Raw genomic sequence first — 17,544 nt, forward strand, 5'->3', positions numbered from 1 at the left:
TTCACATCCTCTCGGGGGCTGTTATTCCGAGCAGCTTTAGTCCGTTACTGAGAACGGTCTCCACGCATCTGACCAGAAAAAGCCTTGCCTTGCCGAGATTCCGGTCCTCGCCCACAATCCTGAATTTATTGTAATAGGAATGAAAGTCGGAAGCTACTTCCTGAAGGAAAAAGGCCAGCTTGTGAGGCGCGAGCGAAAGGGCGCATTCCTCGACTGTCTCGGGATAAAGAAGGAGTTTTTTTATGAGTTCTATCTCTTCGGGTTGAGTAAGCAGGTTAATCGAATCAATGGAGTCGAACAGCTCCTCTTTCTTTGCTTTCCGAAAGAGGCTCTTTATCCTGGCGTAGGCGTATTGAATGTAATAGACCGGATTATCGCTTGATTCCCTCTTCGCAAGATCGAGATCGAAGTCCAGATGGCTTTCAGAGCTCCGCATTAGTAAAAAGAAACGCATCACGTCGGGGCCCACTTCGTTGACGACATCCCTCATCGTTACATAACTTCCGGCCCTTTTGGACATCGAGACCTCCTCTCCCTTTCTCATGAGTCTTACGAACTGTATCAACACTACTTTGAAGCGCTCGTCTTGAAAACCAAGCGCGTTCAGAGCGGCTTTGAGGCGGGCAACATGACCGTGGTGGTCGGCGCCCCATATATTTATGAGGGATTCAAAACCCCTTTCAAATTTGTCCACATGGTAGGCAATATCCGAAAGGAAGTATGTAGGGCTGCCGTCGCTTTTTACCAGCACCCAGTCCTGAGAATCCCCGAACCGCGTGGCCATGAACCAGAGCGCTCCGTCCCGCTCCTCAAGAGCTCCTTTTTGACTGAGCATCTCCCTCGCTTCATCGAGCTTGCTGCCGCTGTCATTTCCATCTGAAAGCCGGTGAATATTATCCCTTTCTCCGTACCACTCATCGAATATTACACCGATACCCTCTAAATCTTCCTTAATAAATTCGAGCAGTATCTCCCTTCCGAACTCCCTTGAGAATTCACGCGCCTCGGGCTCCGAGCATTCGTTAATAAGGGAGTCGCCCTTCTCAGACTTGATCTTTGACGCTATCTCCTTAACGTAATCCCCCTTATACCCGTCCTCCGGGATATGCCAATCAAGACCGTGCATCTCGCGGTATCTCGCCAGAACCGATTCGCCGAGGAGATCCATCTGCCTGCCCGCGTCATTGATGTAGAATTCCCTGCTTACCTCGTAGCCGGACGCGGACAGAATATTCGAAATCGTATCACCTACGACGGCGTTCCTCGCATGCCCCATGTGAAGATAGCCCGTCGGATTGGCGCTTACGTACTCGACCAGCACCTTCTCGCCCTTTCCGAGACCGGAGAATCCGTACTTTTCGCCCAGACGGTTTATATCCTCGAGCTTATGAACTATGGCTTCTTCTTTTACGAAGAAATTGATAAACCCGGCGCCCGCTATCTCGACCTTCTTGAAGAGAGCGTCTTTTTCTCCGGGCAGGTTTTCTATAATAAGCTCCGCGACACGGCGTGGATTCTCGCCCATGCTCTTGGCCAGAACCATAGCCGTGTTGACGGAGAAATCGCCGAATTCCCTCCGTTTAGGTATACCGACCTCGATTTCAGACGGGAAATCCTTGATATTTATTTTCTTGCCGAGACTTTTTACCGATTCACGAACTACCTTTTGAATGTCTTCTTTCATAATTTTATAAGGAAATTACACCACATATTGTCGGGAGTTACAAGAAACCCGGTTCCCCCATGCAGCCATACCCACGGGATAAAAACCATAAGCTAGAATTCGGGAATTGATTCGACGGGAGAAAGGTGAGAAACGTCGTTGAGGACATCAACCCGTATATTGCCATTTTTTGAAACTATTATATTTTTGCATGCCGCCTGGAGGTTAAAGTTACGAAACCCTTTGAGCCCAACTCCCGTGATCTTGCACAGGAGTAAAGTAATAGTAAGGTTGTGGCTAACGACGACGACGGTTTCGCCGGCGTGCCGCCTGTGCACCTTCTCGAAGGCCTTCCAGGCCCTCTGCTCGACCTGAAGAAGCGACTCCCCGTCGGGGAGTATCAGGGTCTCGGGACTCTCTCTCCACTCCTTGAGCACATGGGCATATCTCTCCCTTATCTCGGAGAACATGAGGCCTTCGAGCTCCCCCTGGTTCATTTCCCTCAGGTCCTCGTCAATAGTTACGCAAATACCGTGATGCCTCGCAATCTCTCGCGCGGTTTCAAGCGCCCTCAGGAGATTGCTCGAATAGACGGCAGCTATATCGTGATTTTTAAGTGACTCGCCCAGCTCCCTTACCTGCTTCCTGCCGTTATCATTAAGCTCTATGTCCGCTATACCCTGACACCTGCCTGTCCTGTTCCAGTCCGTCTCTCCGTGCCGCACGAGAATCAAATTCATTCGCAAATCTCCAGATCAAAGTTCATAAACGTCATAACAGAAACTAAATGAAAATCGATTAAAAGGGCTCGTTCCTGAAAGGAACCAGGACTCCCTTGTTTTTAGCCTCATCCGCGAATTCAGACGGAGGTGCAGGAAGCGGGGCCGATTTATAGATGGCATCAACACAAAATTGATCAAAAGCGGAATTGCCGGAGGACTTGTTTACCCTCACATCATATACCTTGCCCCTCTCGTCCACCTTGAAAAATATAAGAGAGACGAGGCTGCCGTCTGTCGGTACGCCCGGGGGGATTCTCCAGTTACGGCTTATCCTCTGATGCACCTTGTTTGTATATAACTGAATCAATACGGGATTTGTCGACGAGCCGCCGCCCGAGCTCCCCCCCGACTCCCCGGGACCCTCGCCGGGGCTTTCCGGCATATCCATGCTGTCGGCCATGGCGAGCCTTCGCTCCTCGCCTATTTCCTCCTGCTCGATTCGTGGGCCTTCGTCGCCGCCTTTCTTCAAATTCTCGAGCACCTTTTGCCTCTGAATGTCCTGCAGCACCCTTTTCTTTTCGCCCTCCAGATTCTTTTTTTGAGCAACCTCTTTCTTCTCCTGTGCGGGCTTCTCTGTAGGTTCGGGCTTCTTAGCGACCTCTTTTTTCTTTTCCGGTTCTGGCTTTTCCTCTTTCTTTTCAGTCTCAAGCGGAATTACTTCTTTTTTCTCAGGCTCTTTCTCAGCTACCTTCGGCTTCTCCTCAACTTCAGGTTCTTTTTTCGGCTCTTCTTTCTCAGGTTCTTCCTTTTTCGGCTCTTCCTTTTTTACCTCAACCTTTTTCTCTTCCTCTTTTTCCGGTTCTTTAGGAGGGTCCTTTTTTACAGGCTCGGGAGGGGGGGCTTTGACCTGTTCTTTCTTTTCCACTTTTTCGGGCTCTGGCTCTTCCGGCTCCGTTTTTTCAGGTTTCGCCTCTTTCAGCTGCTCCGGGGGGGTTCCGGCCTGAGGCGGTTTTTCCCTCTTCTCGCCTCCGGACCCGCCGGGCAGCCCGGAGAGTGAAACCTCAATAGGGCCGTTTGAGTTACTAAGGTTGGATTTCCCGCTGAATCCCCAAAAGAGGACTAATATAAGGACTGTCGCATGGAGCGTTATTGAAAAAAACATTCCCCAAAATGACGACTCTTTCGAACTGTCTTTATTCACAGGCTTCATTTCCCCTGACCTCTGATTACTGTTTCGGTACAGGCTCCGTTATGAGCCCGAGCTTGTTTACTCCTGCGTTTCTTATCTCCGACATTACTTCCATAACCGTGCCGTAAGAAACGCTGGAATCGGCCCTGAGAAAAACCTCTTCATTCCTTATATCACGGCCTCTGTCGGAAACGAGTTTTCTGATCTCGATTCTGAGCTCATCAGGCGTATACCGCTCTTTTTCTATAAAAATTTCACCGGCCTCGTTAAGAGTAACAACGACCTTCCTCTCACGGTCAATGGAGGGCATCGGTTTTGACTCCGTCTTGGGCAGGTTTACGTCCACGCCCTGATAAAGAATCGGGGTCGTAACCATGAATATCACAAGGAGAACAAGCATCACATCGACAAACGGAGTGACGTTTATCTCCGACATTACAGAGCGACCTTCTTTATTGGTCTGCATTCCCATTTGTCTAAACCTTCTTAATATACCTGTCCACGATGTTCAGGAACTCCGAGGAAAAATTCTCCATTTCAATGTCTATTCTTTTGACCCTGCTTACAAAATAGTTATAGGCTATAACGGCGGGGATAGCGGCCGCAAGGCCTATCGCAGTTGCGACAAGCGCCTCCGCAATACCCGGAGCCACAGCCTGGAGAGTGGGGACGCCTTCACTGCCCGCGAGACCTATAAATGAGGTCATTATGCCCCAAACGGTTCCGAAAAGACCTATAAAGGGGGCCGCGCTGCCGGTCGTCGCAAGGAATATCAGGGAGCCCTCGAGCTTGGAAGTCTCGGACGCCATCGTCCTCTTGAGCGCCCTCTCGACAAGCTCCACGACGCCGAGCTCCGTAGCTATAACCTCGGGATTCGTCTTGGCCTCAGAGCCCTTTGATGCGCCGCTTGACCTTCTCAGCTTCAGTATCTCCGTATAACCCGCCCGGAAAACCTCCGCAATGGGGCCGCCGATGTGTTTTGTCGAGGAGTAGAGATTGCCGAAATTGCCGCTGGCATTGTAGAGCTCAAGGAATTTTTCGGATTTTCTTGTCGCTCTCCTCAGCATAAACGCCTTTGAGAATATAATTGTCCACGAGACAAGGGACATCAGGAGAAGCAGCAAGAGCACGGCCTTTACGACAGGACCCGCATCGGTTATCAGATTCAATACTCTGATCTCACCGCCTCCGGTCCCGGCCTGCGTCTCTATCAAGAAGTAGATCCAGTTTGTCATCTGTGCCAACCTGCTGATAACTCGGATTTAGGGTTTGAATGAAAAATCAATGCCTTTGACTTATAGATACGTTTGAGATGCACTTCAGATTCCAATTAAAGTTTTCCATACCTGAATACCAAAATCAAATAATATTATCAATACATCCCGGCAGGATGAAAAGTCGATTTGATTTTCGGCTCAAAATGTATGATAGTCGTCATGTAAAAGAGGGGAAATTATACCGAGCACGCACAGGAGGGACATTCAATGGCGGGTATTATGAAACTGTATTTGATTCCGGGAGCGGCCATAGTAATGACGCTCGCGGCCCTGACCGCACACGCGGAAGGGGACAGGTATCAGATAGTTATCGAGGAGAGCTTTTACGTGGTAAAACCGGAGAACAAGGAAAAGTTTCTCAATATCTACAGGGAAAAGCTCTATCCGTTCTGGAGCGAAATGCAGAAGATGGGCGTGATCGTCGATGAATACAGGCTCTATTCACAAAGGGTCCACACGCTTGAGCCGCTCTGGACATACAAGACAGTGGTTAAATTCAAGAACTATCAATCGATTGACAAGTGGCTCGAAACGAGGGACCAGGTCTACGGCAGGCTCTTCCCGGATGAGGGGGGATACAAGGCTCCGAGGAATGAAATAGATATGATTACCGAAGAGCACTGGGACGAGTTTATAAGGGAGATACCTTTACAAAAGTAACCCCAGCCGATCTCCTTAAATGTACTGATATGATGCCAGGAGTTTATCATCATATTACCGATTTCAGGGAAATACATACAATAGCGGAATTAGACAAGGCTTAGGGGGTGAATGCGTTACGCATTCACCCCCTTCCCAACTATTTTTGATTTGGAAACGTCTTGACTTGACTCTAGTTAAGTTTCTGCATTAGTTCAGAGGAGTCCAAACGCTCACCAGATCGCGTTTGTTCCCCGTTAAGGGAGAAGGGATTAAAAGGATTAGATTCTGAATCAAGTTCAGAATGACATGTTGTCAGGAGAGGGCGTCCGATTGCGCGCTTGCTCGCAATCGTAGTTCAGAATGACTAAGAACTTCAAATCCTCCCCGACCCTCCTTTTTCCAAGGAGGGAATTAAAGAAAAAAGGCGGGACTGCCGCGGCTCCTTCGGAGCCTCGCAAAGACGAGGAGAAAATCAAAAATCACCGACTGCATAGAATGAGGCTAAAAATCTCATGTTAACGCTAAAATGTTTTGATTACGCAACACATTGCCAAGAGCACCAACAATATTGCACTGAGGTCAAGGTGTCCGGATGTTTCGTTTTCAGAAAGTTTGTCCAAAGTTCAAGTACATTCTTGCATTTAGCCAAGGTCGACCAGCTCTTCACTCGCTCAGAACTGTTGCTTTCTCGAATTCGTTGCACGTTCGAAATCGTTTGTGAATGTCGGGAGGGAAAGAGCTGAAAGGACTAGATTTCTCCTGTTAGTCAAAATGACATCCTTCGACAGGCTGAGGATGAGAGGGCTATGATCACCCCCATCCTGACCTCCCCCCTATAAGGGGGGAGGAATCCCGCTTTGCCGGGCGTGCCTGGAGCTGGCTCTTTAGACTGGTTTCAGGATGTGCTGGTCTTTGAAAGATTAGATTCTGAACAGATTCTGAAACGATCCCGGATCGTAGTCCGGGACAAGGTTCAGGACAGGGTTCAAGGGGGGCTAATTTGAGTTTACTCGGCGAGGAGGCCTTTGTTCATATGGGGCGGGGAGATATTCAGGTGATCATAGGCAAAAGGGGTAACGGTCCTTCCGCGGGGGGTTTTTACGAGGAGCCCCTGACGTATTAAAAAGGGCTCGTAAACATACTCGATCGTGTCTTTATCCTCGCTTACCGCGGCGGCAAGAGAATCTATCCCGACGGGACCTCCGCCGAACTTTTCGATTATCGTCTCGAGTATTGTCCTGTCCAGATTGTCGAGACCGAGGATATCCACCTCTAGCATCTCAAGCGCCGAGTGGGCCACATCCGTGTCGATTACACCGTCCGCCCTGACCTCGGCAAAGTCCCTTACCCTCTTGAGAAGCCTGTTTGCGATACGGGGGGTCCCCCGGGCCCGGCACGCAAGCCCGGCTATGCCGTCAGGGGTTATTTCGACCCCCAGAATACCGGACGAGCGCTCAATTATGCCCTCTATCTCCTCGGGCTTGTAGTAATCGAGCCTGAGATCGACTCCGAACCTCGATCTCAGAGGGGATGTCAGGAGACCGGTCCTCGTCGTCGCCCCGACAAGCGTAAACCGGCTCACGGAGACTTTCATGGACTTGGCGGTGGGCCCTTCGCCGATCATGATGTCAATCTTATAATCCTCCATCGCGGAATAAAGATACTCCTCGACTATGCGGTTAAGACGGTGTATCTCGTCTATAAACAGTACGTCCCTGTCTTCGAGATTCGTAAGTATCGAGGCGAGGTCCCCGACACGCTCCACGACAGGGCCTGAAGTGGAATATATGCTCACGCCGAGCTCGTTCGATATTATGTGCGCGAGGGTGGTTTTTCCTAGACCGGGCGGACCGTAGAGAAGCACATGGTCGAGCGCTTCTCTTCTTCTCCTGGCGGCCTCGATAAAAATACCGACCTTTTCCTTTACCTTCTCCTGCCCGAGATAGTCCGTCAGACGCTCCGGTCTCAGGTTAACGTCAAATAGCGGGTCTTCTTCCGTGTCGCCCGGGCTTAAAATCCTCTCAGCCATTTCCTCACAACCTGAAATAATTGATGTTTCTAGTATATACGAACTGAATCTTTATCGGAATCTGCGAATACGGGCCAGGCTCATACCCTCTTCATCAGCTTCAAAGATTCTCTGAGCGAAGTCTCGATGTCGTTTTCTCCCGCCGTTATACTTTCAATCTTGGATATATGCTCGTCTATCTCGTTCTTCTTGTAGCCGAGGTTTAAAAGGGCCGATATGACGTCCTCGAGAAGGCCTGCTTCCCTCCGGGCTTCGTCGGACACCGGCACGCTCGAGACCTTGTCCCTGAGCTCGGTAGTCAGCCTGGAGGCGAGCTTGGAGCCTATGCCGGGAACTTTCCTCCTTGCGAGGTCGCCCGAGGAGATTGCCGAAGCGAATTCGCCGGGCGAGACGTTCGAGAGTATATTCGTAGCCACTTTAGGTCCCACTCCCGAGACACCTATCAGCAAGGTAAAAACGGCCTTCTCTTCCTCGGTCAGGAAACCGAAAAGCTCTATGCCGCTGTCCTTCATTTGTGTATGTATTTTCAGCTCCGTTTCGCTGCCCGCCTCCCCAAGACGGTAATAGGTGGACAGTGGGACTGTAACTCCGTACCCCACGCCCCCTACATCGAGTATGACCCTGCCTAATTGTTTCCCGGCAATTTTTCCTCTAAGAAGGGAGATCATCTAGGGTGAAACGCCTCCTCCTTCTCCGGGATTGCACGAACTCGCTTCCGAGCTTTTTCTCGATCCGGGACAGATTTATATGGCAAAGGGCTATAGCTACCGCGTCGGACGCGTCCTCGGCTTCGAATTCGGACACGCCCAGTATCCTGGATATCATCTTCTGGACTTCAGTTTTATTGGCCCTCCCTCTTCCGGTGAGAGCGAGCTTGACCTTTGTGGGGGAATATTCATAAATCGAAATCCCCGCGCTTGAGGCCGCAAGCAGCGCCACCCCCCTCGCCTCGCCCAGCTTGATTGCGCTCTTTACATTTTTCGAAAAGAAGATGTCCTCGACCGACATTACATCGGGTGAGTGCTCCCGTATTACTTTGACTATGTTGTCATAAACGGTTTTTAATCTCTCCGGGATAGGCAGGGTGGAGGCGGGTGTAATGATCCCGCTCGCTATATGGGTTACCTCGCCGTTACGGAACTCAAGAACCCCGTAACCGCATACCCTCGTGCCGGGGTCTATGCCGATTACCCTCATTTAGGACGCCAGGCTCTCTATGACTTCCTCCGGCACATCGAAATTGGAATAAACGTTCTGAACATCGTCGCTTTCCTCAAGCGCCTCCATGAGACGGATCATATGCTCGGCTTCTTTGCCTTCGATCCTGACGCTGTTTTGCGGGATCATCGTAACCTCGGCGGATTCATAATTGAGACCGGCTTGCTCAATAGCCCTCTTCACGGGCTCAAAGGCTTCCGGAGGAGTAATTACTACAAGCTCGCTGTCCTCGGTCACGACATCGTCAGCCCCCGCCTCGAGCGCAATCTCGAATACCTCGTCTTCGCTGACTTTATCCTCCTCAAAAGCGATTCTGCCCTTCATGTCGAAGATCCAGGCGACGCATCCGTTTTCCCCCAGGCTGCCTCCGTGCTTCGTGAATATTCTCCTTACGTCGGAGACCGTCCGGTTCTTGTTATCTGTCAGAGCCTGCACCAGAACCGCGCTTCCGCCCGGGCCGTATCCCTCATAGGAAATCTCGTGAAACTCATCGCCCCCGATCTCACCCGTACCCCGCTTGATAGCACGGTCAATGGTGTCATTGGGCATGTTCTGGCCTTTAGCGGCGGATATCGCCGTCCTGAGGCGCGGATTCGCCTCCGGGTCGCCCCCGCCGTGTTTAGCAGCTACGGTGAGCTCGCGGATAAGCTTGGTAAATACCTTGCCCCTCTTCGCGTCAACGGCGGCCTTTCTGTGTTTTATATTAGCCCATTTTGAATGTCCAGCCATAATAACCTCACCTCACAACTAATTGTATATATTATTCTCTCCTCAAAAAATACTATGTAAAAATTCTAAAACATTGGGGAATAATTGGCAATAGGGGGGAACGGGCGATTACCTGACCCTCTTTACGAGAACCGTAAGCGGCTGGGCTCCGCCTACTTTTGTGGTAATCGTAGATACGGTGCTCTCCTTGTTTATCTCCCCAACGGTCAAAATTTTGGTTGACGGGTCAATAACCTGGCCGGACAGTGAAGTGAAATCGAATCTTATTTCGGCATCATCTGGCAGGCCGAATACCTCGGCCGTTATGGGCGCCGGGGTCCCCACGTCCGTCTCCGGAACCAGGAGGTTATAACCCCAGGCCGGCAAATCGGCGTTAATAAAAGTACCGTCGGGTTTCTTGAGACTGACACGCATATTCCCGTCTTCATTCACTATATCCGGAGGGAGATTCCCGAATTCAGCCGCAAGCTGATCCGACTTCATGGCAATTATTCTGCCGTTGATAAAGGAATTGTCCCGGGAGTTCAGTATCCCTATTTCATACTTGCTGGGTTCAAGGACATTCTGTGCGGGGAAAGTGAATGTGTTGCCGAGCGAGCCGAATTCCACTACATTAACATGAACGGACCCCACTGCGCCTGAAGGGCCTTTTTCATCGTCAGGCCTGGAGATTTTTAATATACCGTCCTCGCCTGAAACTATTACTCCGTATGAGCCGGACAGCTCCTGAGGAAGACTGAATTTTCTCCATCCATCCGTCATAATCCTGACCTCGACCCCTATCTTCTGTCCCAGCAGCCCGTTTTGATCTATGGTCCGTACGGACGATACCTTGCCGGTATATTGCGGGTTGATGAATATCTCTCCGCCGACGGATGTAAGCTCGGCTTCGGTATATCGGGGCGGCCCCGCCATTGCTACTTCCGCTCCGTCTAGGTCATTATTTTTTTGAACAACCGCACTGGAACCATCTCCCGTTCCGAACGAATCGTCGACAGGTTCTCCGACCGCGAATGCCGGGGTTACACAGTAATGAACCGCAAAAAGCGACAGATAAAATAACATCATAAACTCAATTTTTCGTCTCATAGCTCCCTCGGCATTAACCCTTTATTAATATGTTTACAAAAAATAAATTACAATGTAAGGTTTCAGTATAGCACAAACGGCACACCGTGTTTAAATGACGAGCGGGAAAATCTGAATTAAAAACACTTTTATTATTCACGAAAAAACTCACTTGACAAATTATCTATTTAACATGCATAATATGTGTGTCAGTATACTTTTCGCAACTCAAAGAGAACTAACACTCAATTCCACAAATTAGCGAAGTGACGTTGCATTAAAAATCCTGAAAAAATGAGTCAAGGACTTGGAAGATATGGCTAGAGCAACCAAATTACGGGAAAAACCCGAAGAGAAGGAAATTATCGAAGAAGCTCACTTTCTTAACCTGAATGAACTAAGAAACAGAAAGAGCGTAGAATTAATGAAGATGGCCAGAGAGCTGGACATTGATGAAACCTCGCGCATGACCAAGCAGGACATCATCTATGCTATCTTAAAGGCTCAAAGCGAGAAGGAAGGGGTAATTTTCGCGGAGGGAGTGCTTGAAATCCTTTCGGAAGGATACGGCTTTCTGAGATCTCCTAAATACAGCTACCTGCCGGGCCCCGATGACATATATGTCTCGAAATCCCAGATTCGCTCGTTTAATCTGAAAACGGGAGACACGGTGGGCGGACAGGTAAGGCTCCCGAGGGAGGGAGAAAAAAACCTGGCCCTCCTCAAAATAGAAGAGGTAAATTTTGACTCCCCCGAAGCGTGCAGAGAAAGGGTCGCATTCGAAAACCGCGTGCCGCTGCATCCTGAAGAAAAGATAAAGCTCGAGTTCGATCGGAACGAATTCTGCAGCAGGGTCCTGGACCTCTTCATTCCTATCGGGATGGGGCAGAGGGGACTGATCGTGGCCCCGCCCAGGACAGGTAAAACCATACTACTGCAGAGAATAGCAAACGCAATAACCGAAAACCACCCGGACATAGCGCTTATCGTGCTTCTTATAGACGAGCGTCCGGAGGAAGTAACGGATATGGACAGGTCGGTCAACGGTGAGGTGGTAAGCTCCACGTTCGATGAGCCGCCGCAGCGCCACATCCAGGTCGCCGACATGGTTTTAGAAAAGGCAAAGAGGCTTGTCGAGCACGGAAAGGATGTAGTTATCCTTCTGGACAGCCTTACCCGTCTGGCCCGCGCCAGCAACACCGTTACCCCGGCGAGCGGAAGAGTGCTCTCAGGCGGTATGGAAGCGAACGCACTTCAGAGACCGAAGAGGTTTTTCGGCGCGGCGAGAAACACGGAAGAAGGCGGGAGCCTCACGATAATCGCAACCGCCCTTATAGACACCGGAAGCCGTATGGACGAAGTAATATTCGAGGAGTTCAAAGGGACGGGCAACATGGAGGCCTATCTCGACAGGAGGCTCGCCGACAAGAGGGTATTCCCCGCGGTTGACCTGCAGCGCTCGGGGACGAGGAAGGAAGAGCTTCTGCTTTCGGAGGAAGTGCTGAACAAGGTATGGCTCCTGAGGAAGGTGCTCAGCCCTATGAACACGGTGGAAGCCATGGAGTTCCTGCTGGACAAGATGAGCGGCACGAAGTCCAACAAAGAATTCCTCAATATGATGAATCAGTAGGTCCTTTCAAAGCCCGCTATTCAATTATCCGACAAAACCGTTTAATGTAAGTCACAAAATAAGTGAGCCAGGATTGCTTCGCTATTTACATATCGAGCGATATAGGTACTCCGTTAAGTGAGAAGTATGAAAGAACCATATCATGAAAGAATATTATCAGGGCGCTTTAAATTAATATTGACCCTTTCGGTATTCCTCATATTCCTTTCCCATCCCGTACTTGCAGCGGAAGACCAAAGCCCGGCATTTAATCCGGAAGCCCGTTTCCACCCCGTAGCAGCAAAGAACGGGATGGTCGTATCTGAAGAGGGATACGCCACGGAAGCCGGGCTTGCGGTACTGAGAGAAGGGGGGAACGCGGTAGATGCGGCAGTCACAGTCGGGTTTACGCTGGCAGTTACGTTTCCGCGCGCCGGGAACCTTGGAGGAGGCGGGTTCATGCTCATATACCTGGCAGACAGGAAGGAGGTAGTCGCAGTAGATTACAGGGAAAGGGCTCCCGCGGCGGCAAGAGCGGAAATGTATCTCGACGAGAAAGGAAATATCGACGAGGAGAAATCCCGGCACAGCATTCTCGCCGCAGGTGTCCCGGGGACGGTGGCGGGACTTACGCTCGCACTCCAAAAATACGGCACAATTTCACTTGAGCGTGCCGTCCGGCCCGCGGTCGAGCTTGCGGAGAAGGGTTTTCCCGTAAATGAAGAGCTCAGGAGATCTCTCGTTCAGGCCCGGGAGCGCATGAAGTCATCAGAGGAGAGCATGGCCGTATTTTTCAAGGATGGGGGCGAGCCCTATAACATTGGCGAGACGTTAATCCAAAAAAATCTCGCCCGGAGCCTTAAGGAGATTTCCGAAAACGGGGCCGATGCTTTCTACAAAGGCGAAATCGCAAAGAGAATCGCCTCATTCATGAAAGAGAGCGGAGGGCTTATAACCGAGGTCGACCTCGGCTCTTATGAGGCCGTTGTCAGGAAGCCGGTTTACGAAACCTACCGGGGTTACGAGATATACTCGATGCCCCCTCCGAGCTCCGGAGGAGTACATCTTATTCAAATCCTAAACATACTCGAGCAATTCCCCCTGGGCGTATGGGGACATAACACGGCAAAAACCATTCACGTCATGGCCGAAAGCATGAAGCTCGCCTACGCCGACCGCTCGAAGCATCTGGGAGACCCCGATTTCGTCGAAGTCCCCGTCTCAAAGCTCGTTTCGAAGGATTACGCGCGGGAGCTCGGGGACGGAATAGACCTTGAACGAGCAACGCCGAGCGCGGAAATCAGCCCGGGTGAGATGCATCCCCGTGAGGGCAGAAACACGACGCATTTCTCTGTAATCGACAGGTACGGAAACGCAGTGTCCAACACGTACACCCTCAATTTCGGCTACGGATCGAAGATAGCGGCAACAGGCACGGGGATACTCCTTAACAACGAGATGGACGATTTTTCAATGAAACCCGGGGCGCCGAACGCATACGGACTTACGGGCGGGGAATATAACTCCCTTAAACCCGGCAAAAGGATGCTCAGCTCGATGACCCCTACGATTGTGCTAAAAGACGGGAAGCCTTTCCTGGTAACCGGGAGCCCGGGCGGGAGTCTTATCATAACCACTGTGCTCCAGATATTGACCAATGTGATAGATTTCGGGATGAACATCTCTCAGGCGACAAACGCCGTGCGAGTTCATCACCAGTGGCTGCCCGATGAGCTGAGAGCGGAGGAGGGGCTTAGCGGGGACACGGCAAAGTTACTAACTCGGATGGGATATAAGATAATTACGGGGAATACGATGGGGAGCGCCCAGAGTATAATGAGAGCCGGGGGCTTCCTTTACGGAGCGTCTGACCCCAGGAGACCCGGCGGCGTCGCGGAAGGGTATTAAACCGTAATCTCGAGCATTCTATCGATTGATTTTTTCGCCCTTGAAGCGGTGTGCTCCGGGACCTTTACTTCGAAGACCTCTTCTTTGAGAGACCTGAGTACTTTATCGAGCGTTATCATTTTCATATACTTGCATACGGCGCTTTCCCTCGCCGGATGGAAAACCTTATCGGGATTCGCCTTTCTTAGCGGGTGGAGCATACCGGTTTCAGTCGCTATTATGAATTCCTTAGCAGGGGAGGATTTGGCGCGCTTAATCATACCGCCCGTCGATAAAAATTTTATATGACCGTTTCCGTTACCAGGCGAGCCGTTTAAGCCCTGATACATGAGATTGGTAGTACAGCCGCATTCGGGGTGGACGATCATTTCGGCGCCGGGATGCTCATGCTCCATTTCCTCAATGTCCTGCATCCTGATTCCCGCGTGCACGTGGCACTCTCCGGGCCAGACGTGTATTTTCCTGCCCGTCACCTTGGCCGCGTATGCGCCGAGAAACATATCCGGAAGGAACAGTATCTCTTTATTCTCGGGCACGGAGCTCACTACTTTAACGGCATTGGATGACGTACAGCAGTAATCGCTCTCCGCCTTGACTTCGGCACTGGTATTCACGTATGAAACCACTACCGCGCCGGGATGCTCTTCTTTCCACTCCCTGAGCTGGTCCGCATTGATCGTATCAGCGAGCGAGCAGCCCGCTTTGAGATCAGGAATCAAGACCTTTTTATGAGGGGAGATAATGGACGCGGTTTCCGCCATAAAATGAACGCCGCAAAATACTATGATATCAGCCTCGGTATCCGCGGCCATTTGCGAGAGCGAAAGGGAATCACCGGTAAAATCAGCTATGTCCTGTACTTCCGGCAACTGGTAGTTGTGCGCGAGTATGACCGCATTTTTTTCTTTTTTCAGCCTTTTTATCTCTTCCTCAACCCTGATTTGTTCTTTCATTCTGTCCTCAACTCCCTCTGAACATTAAAAAAGTTATTATACCATATAGAGGCCTATATCTAAAGCAGGAGCGGAGTGGGTCAACGACCCTACGGAGATAAAATCGACGCCCGTACCCGCCACTTCCCTCACATTCCTAAATTTAATACCTCCCGAGGCTTCGACAAGAGCGTTCCCGGAAATTATGCCGACAGCGGTCTTCATTTGTTCAGTTGTCATGTTATCGAGCATTATTATATCCGCCCCTGCCGAAAGGGCCTCCCTGACTTCATCGAGATTCGATGTCTCTACCTCTATCTTATATTTTCGCCTGTACTTTTTACGTACGATCTCGACAGCCCTTCTTATGCTTCCCGCCATCCTGATATGATTGTCCTTTATCATTATGCCGTCATATAATCCGAAGCGGTGATTATGGCCCCCGCCCGCCGACACAGCATATTTATCGAGCACCCTGAGACCGGGCGCCGTCTTCCTCGTATCGAGTATCTTTACCTGAAGCCCTTCCACCGCTTTTACGTATCTGGAAGTAAGCGTAGCTATACCGGAGAGTCTCTGAAGAATATTGAGAGCCAGACGCTCGCCGGAGAGCACAGCTCTTGTGGAGCCGCTTATTTCCGAGAGCACTTCTCCCGGCCTAGCCGTGTCGCCGTCCTTCAAATTGTGCACGCAAACAATCTCCGGATCCAATCTTTGAAATACCCTTTCGGCCACGGGAAGACCCGCGATCACGCCTTTTTGCTTGGCCCGGAGAACCGCGCGGCAATTGTCTCGCTCCGAGCATACAGCATCGGTTGTGATATCGCCCTTTCCTAAATCCTCATCGAGGGCGTTCTCGATTATCCGGTCTGTATTCTTCCAGTCAAGCTCCGGTCTTTTCATCTCTTATAAAATTGCCTCGGCGAATTTATTTGTAATCAACATGGGGAAATTAAACCGGAACGGTCTCCGGCTCTTCCCCCTTTTTCATTACGATATGTTTTCTCCAGCGCGGGTCTTCCGCCGGGTAATCCTGCCTGATATGCACCCCCCTCGATTCCTCCCTGATTAGAGAAAATCGAGTGATCATAGATGAAACCTCCAGAATCATGTTCAATTTCAATCTGTAGTAACCGGAAAACTTTTCAGAATACGCGTAGAGACTTTTCAACTCCTCTTCAGCCTGAGACAGGCCCTCCCGGCTCCTCACGATACCGACACATCTGTTCATTATTCTGCAGCACGCCGTTTTGAATTCCGTAAACAAGCTCTCCTGTGCTCTCGATATATCGAATTGCGGGAGATCGACCTTACTATTAAACCGGAATAATTCTCCACCCGACGATTCGAGAGCTCCGTCAACAGCGCGTTTGGCAAAAACGACACATTCGAGAAGGGAGTTGCTAGCAAGCCTGTTTGCTCCGTGCACACCCGCGCATGCGACCTCGCCGCAGGCAAAGAGGCCCTTTATATTCGTTTGTCCGAGGAGCCCGGTTCTGACTCCGCCTATGGTGTAGTGGGCCGCGGGAGCCACCGGTATCAAATTCTTCGTTATATCAATATTGTAGTTAAGACATAGCTCGTAAATGTTGCGAAACCGGGTTTTTACGAATCCGGAGTCGAGGTGCCTCATATCCAGATAAACACAGTCTTCTTTAGATTTGTCCACCTCGACGGATATGGCGCGTGAGACTATGTCCCGGGGGGCAAGCTCGCCGAGCTCGCTGTATTGCTTCATAAACCTGTGCCCGGAGGCGTCCAGAAGATAGGCGCCTTCACCCCGTACGGCCTCCGTGATGAGAAAACTCGCGCCGTGCTCGTTATAGAATGCGGTAGGATGAAACTGGACGAACTCCATGTCGGTGATTTCCGCCCCTGCCTGATATGCAAGAGCGATACCCTCGCCGGTGGACCCTCCGGGATTGGTTGTACGCTCATAGAGAGCCGAAGCGCCCCCTGTAGCGAGTATGACGGACCTGGATATAAAGGCCAGCGGCTCGAAATCCCTCCCGAGGGCCAAAGCGCCGCAGCATCCCGCCTCACCCGTAATAAGCTCGACTACGCCCGTGCTCTCATACTTTTTTATAGACGGGTTATCCTCTACAGCGGCGATAAGAAACGTGACCATCTCCCTGCCGGTAGAGCTGCCGCCCGCGTGAAGCACCCGTCTTTTCGTATGCCCTCCCTCAAGGCCGAGCTCAAGTCCCCTCTCTCCGGAATCGAACTTCATACCCAGATCTATCAGGTCCATAACCAAGTCCCTGCCCTCGTTAACCAGAACCTGAACCGCCTCTGTATTATTGAGCCCCCTGCCCGCTCTAAGCGTATCCTCTATATGAAACCAGGCGGAATCCTCGGGATCGACAGCGGCGGCTATCCCGCCCTGGGCCCAGAAAGAATTGCTCTCCTCAACGGTGGATTTGGTGAGTATGACGACGTCGCCGAAATTAGAAGCGTAAAGAGCGGCATATAACCCTGCCAGTCCGCTGCCAATAATTAGAAAATCAGAATGTATTTCCGCGGGTTCCGGAGCGCCCGCTTCCGAATTGCTCATTCAA

At 50.8% G+C, this 17,544-nt stretch carries 16 protein-coding genes; 3 read left to right on the plus strand and 13 right to left on the minus strand.

The window, feature by feature from the left end:
* Position 1: 1 nt before the first annotated feature.
* The 5 genes from argS to tolQ all read right to left on the minus strand — a co-directional run bounded on the left by argS (position 2) and on the right by tolQ (position 4,809).
* Positions 2-1,684, minus strand: coding sequence for an arginine--tRNA ligase (argS, locus tag RIG61_00655; protein ID MEQ9617667.1), 1,683 nt, complete (start codon positions 1,682-1,684; stop codon positions 2-4).
* A 92-nt stretch (positions 1,685-1,776) separates the two neighbouring features.
* Positions 1,777-2,403, minus strand: coding sequence for a histidine phosphatase family protein (locus tag RIG61_00660; GenBank protein ID MEQ9617668.1), 627 nt, complete (start codon positions 2,401-2,403; stop codon positions 1,777-1,779).
* A gap of 58 nt (positions 2,404-2,461) precedes the next feature.
* Positions 2,462-3,595 carry a cell envelope integrity protein TolA gene (gene tolA, locus RIG61_00665; protein ID MEQ9617669.1) on the minus strand — a complete coding sequence of 378 codons (1,134 nt, stop codon included), beginning with the start codon at positions 3,593-3,595 and terminating at the stop codon, positions 2,462-2,464.
* Positions 3,596-3,611: 16 nt separating this feature from the next.
* Positions 3,612-4,046 carry a protein TolR gene (tolR, locus tag RIG61_00670; protein MEQ9617670.1) on the minus strand — a complete coding sequence of 145 codons (435 nt, stop codon included), beginning with the start codon at positions 4,044-4,046 and terminating at the stop codon, positions 3,612-3,614.
* Positions 4,047-4,050: 4 nt separating this feature from the next.
* Entirely contained in the window at positions 4,051-4,809 is a 759-nt protein-coding gene (tolQ, locus tag RIG61_00675; GenBank protein ID MEQ9617671.1) for a protein TolQ, read from the minus strand.
* 249 nt (positions 4,810-5,058) lie between these two features.
* On the opposite strand from tolQ, the gene RIG61_00680 reads away from it, so the two are divergent.
* Entirely contained in the window at positions 5,059-5,511 is a 453-nt protein-coding gene (locus tag RIG61_00680) for a hypothetical protein (protein MEQ9617672.1), read from the plus strand.
* Positions 5,512-6,499: 988 nt separating this feature from the next.
* On the opposite strand, the gene ruvB is transcribed toward RIG61_00680, so the two are convergent.
* The 5 genes from ruvB to RIG61_00705 all read right to left on the minus strand — a co-directional run bounded on the left by ruvB (position 6,500) and on the right by RIG61_00705 (position 10,558).
* Complete coding sequence (ruvB, locus tag RIG61_00685; protein ID MEQ9617673.1) at positions 6,500-7,522, minus strand: Holliday junction branch migration DNA helicase RuvB; 1,023 nt, start codon at positions 7,520-7,522, stop codon at positions 6,500-6,502.
* Between the two features lie 80 nt (positions 7,523-7,602).
* The gene (gene ruvA / locus RIG61_00690) at positions 7,603-8,190 is read right to left on the minus strand and encodes a Holliday junction branch migration protein RuvA (GenBank protein ID MEQ9617674.1); all 588 of its coding nucleotides are present in this window, start codon (positions 8,188-8,190) and stop codon (positions 7,603-7,605) included.
* On the minus strand, positions 8,174-8,719 hold the full coding sequence (gene ruvC / locus RIG61_00695) for a crossover junction endodeoxyribonuclease RuvC (GenBank protein MEQ9617675.1): 546 nt from the start codon (positions 8,717-8,719) through the stop codon (positions 8,174-8,176). The genes ruvA and ruvC overlap by 17 nt, the downstream gene beginning before the upstream one ends.
* Positions 8,720-9,469, minus strand: a complete 750-nt coding sequence (locus RIG61_00700) for a YebC/PmpR family DNA-binding transcriptional regulator (GenBank protein ID MEQ9617676.1) — start codon at positions 9,467-9,469, stop codon at positions 8,720-8,722.
* 108 nt (positions 9,470-9,577) lie between these two features.
* On the minus strand, positions 9,578-10,558 hold the full coding sequence (locus tag RIG61_00705) for a hypothetical protein (GenBank protein MEQ9617677.1): 981 nt from the start codon (positions 10,556-10,558) through the stop codon (positions 9,578-9,580).
* A gap of 295 nt (positions 10,559-10,853) precedes the next feature.
* On the opposite strand from RIG61_00705, the gene rho reads away from it, so the two are divergent.
* Together rho and ggt are read left to right on the plus strand one after the other, a co-directional pair.
* A complete protein-coding gene (gene rho, locus RIG61_00710) occupies positions 10,854-12,167 on the plus strand; it encodes a transcription termination factor Rho (GenBank protein ID MEQ9617678.1) in 1,314 nt (437 codons plus the stop codon).
* Positions 12,168-12,293: 126 nt separating this feature from the next.
* Complete coding sequence (gene ggt, locus RIG61_00715; GenBank protein ID MEQ9617679.1) at positions 12,294-14,054, plus strand: gamma-glutamyltransferase; 1,761 nt, start codon at positions 12,294-12,296, stop codon at positions 14,052-14,054.
* Here ggt and nadA read toward each other — a convergent pair.
* Genes nadA through nadB form a run of 3 tightly spaced genes read right to left on the minus strand, consistent with a single transcriptional unit; the run spans position 14,051 to position 17,540 of the window.
* Positions 14,051-15,007, minus strand: a complete 957-nt coding sequence (gene nadA / locus RIG61_00720) for a quinolinate synthase NadA (protein MEQ9617680.1) — start codon at positions 15,005-15,007, stop codon at positions 14,051-14,053. The two genes, ggt and nadA, sit on opposite strands and share 4 nt — an antisense overlap.
* A gap of 36 nt (positions 15,008-15,043) precedes the next feature.
* Positions 15,044-15,889 (minus strand): carboxylating nicotinate-nucleotide diphosphorylase, encoded by an 846-nt coding sequence (gene nadC, locus RIG61_00725; protein ID MEQ9617681.1) that lies wholly within the window; start codon positions 15,887-15,889, stop codon positions 15,044-15,046.
* 49 nt (positions 15,890-15,938) lie between these two features.
* Positions 15,939-17,540 carry an L-aspartate oxidase gene (nadB, locus tag RIG61_00730; protein MEQ9617682.1) on the minus strand — a complete coding sequence of 534 codons (1,602 nt, stop codon included), beginning with the start codon at positions 17,538-17,540 and terminating at the stop codon, positions 15,939-15,941.
* Positions 17,541-17,544 lie beyond the last annotated feature (4 nt).

Source organism: Deltaproteobacteria bacterium, assembly GCA_040223695.1.
Taxonomy (GTDB): Bacteria; Desulfobacterota_D; UBA1144; order Nemesobacterales; family UBA2774; genus JAVKFU01.

Excerpts from the sequence above, each read along its gene's own strand:
- tolR (MEQ9617670.1), bottom strand. The coding sequence starts at position 4,046 with ATGGGAATGCAGACCAATAAAGAAGGTCGCTCTGTAATGTCGGAGATA.
- argS (MEQ9617667.1), bottom strand. The coding sequence starts at position 1,684 with ATGAAAGAAGACATTCAAAAGGTAGTTCGTGAATCGGTAAAAAGTCTC.
- ggt (MEQ9617679.1), top strand. The coding sequence starts at position 12,294 with ATGAAAGAACCATATCATGAAAGAATATTATCAGGGCGCTTTAAATTA.
- RIG61_00680 (MEQ9617672.1), top strand. The coding sequence starts at position 5,059 with ATGGCGGGTATTATGAAACTGTATTTGATTCCGGGAGCGGCCATAGTA.
- nadC (MEQ9617681.1), bottom strand. The coding sequence starts at position 15,889 with ATGAAAAGACCGGAGCTTGACTGGAAGAATACAGACCGGATAATCGAG.
- RIG61_00660 (MEQ9617668.1), bottom strand. The coding sequence starts at position 2,403 with ATGAATTTGATTCTCGTGCGGCACGGAGAGACGGACTGGAACAGGACA.
- ruvA (MEQ9617674.1), bottom strand. The coding sequence starts at position 8,190 with ATGATCTCCCTTCTTAGAGGAAAAATTGCCGGGAAACAATTAGGCAGG.
- nadA (MEQ9617680.1), bottom strand. The coding sequence starts at position 15,007 with ATGAAAGAACAAATCAGGGTTGAGGAAGAGATAAAAAGGCTGAAAAAA.
- ruvB (MEQ9617673.1), bottom strand. The coding sequence starts at position 7,522 with ATGGCTGAGAGGATTTTAAGCCCGGGCGACACGGAAGAAGACCCGCTA.
- nadB (MEQ9617682.1), bottom strand. The coding sequence starts at position 17,540 with ATGAGCAATTCGGAAGCGGGCGCTCCGGAACCCGCGGAAATACATTCT.
- rho (MEQ9617678.1), top strand. The coding sequence starts at position 10,854 with ATGGCTAGAGCAACCAAATTACGGGAAAAACCCGAAGAGAAGGAAATT.
- RIG61_00705 (MEQ9617677.1), bottom strand. The coding sequence starts at position 10,558 with ATGAGACGAAAAATTGAGTTTATGATGTTATTTTATCTGTCGCTTTTT.
- tolQ (MEQ9617671.1), bottom strand. The coding sequence starts at position 4,809 with ATGACAAACTGGATCTACTTCTTGATAGAGACGCAGGCCGGGACCGGA.
- ruvC (MEQ9617675.1), bottom strand. The coding sequence starts at position 8,719 with ATGAGGGTAATCGGCATAGACCCCGGCACGAGGGTATGCGGTTACGGG.
- tolA (MEQ9617669.1), bottom strand. The coding sequence starts at position 3,595 with ATGAAGCCTGTGAATAAAGACAGTTCGAAAGAGTCGTCATTTTGGGGA.
- RIG61_00700 (MEQ9617676.1), bottom strand. The coding sequence starts at position 9,469 with ATGGCTGGACATTCAAAATGGGCTAATATAAAACACAGAAAGGCCGCC.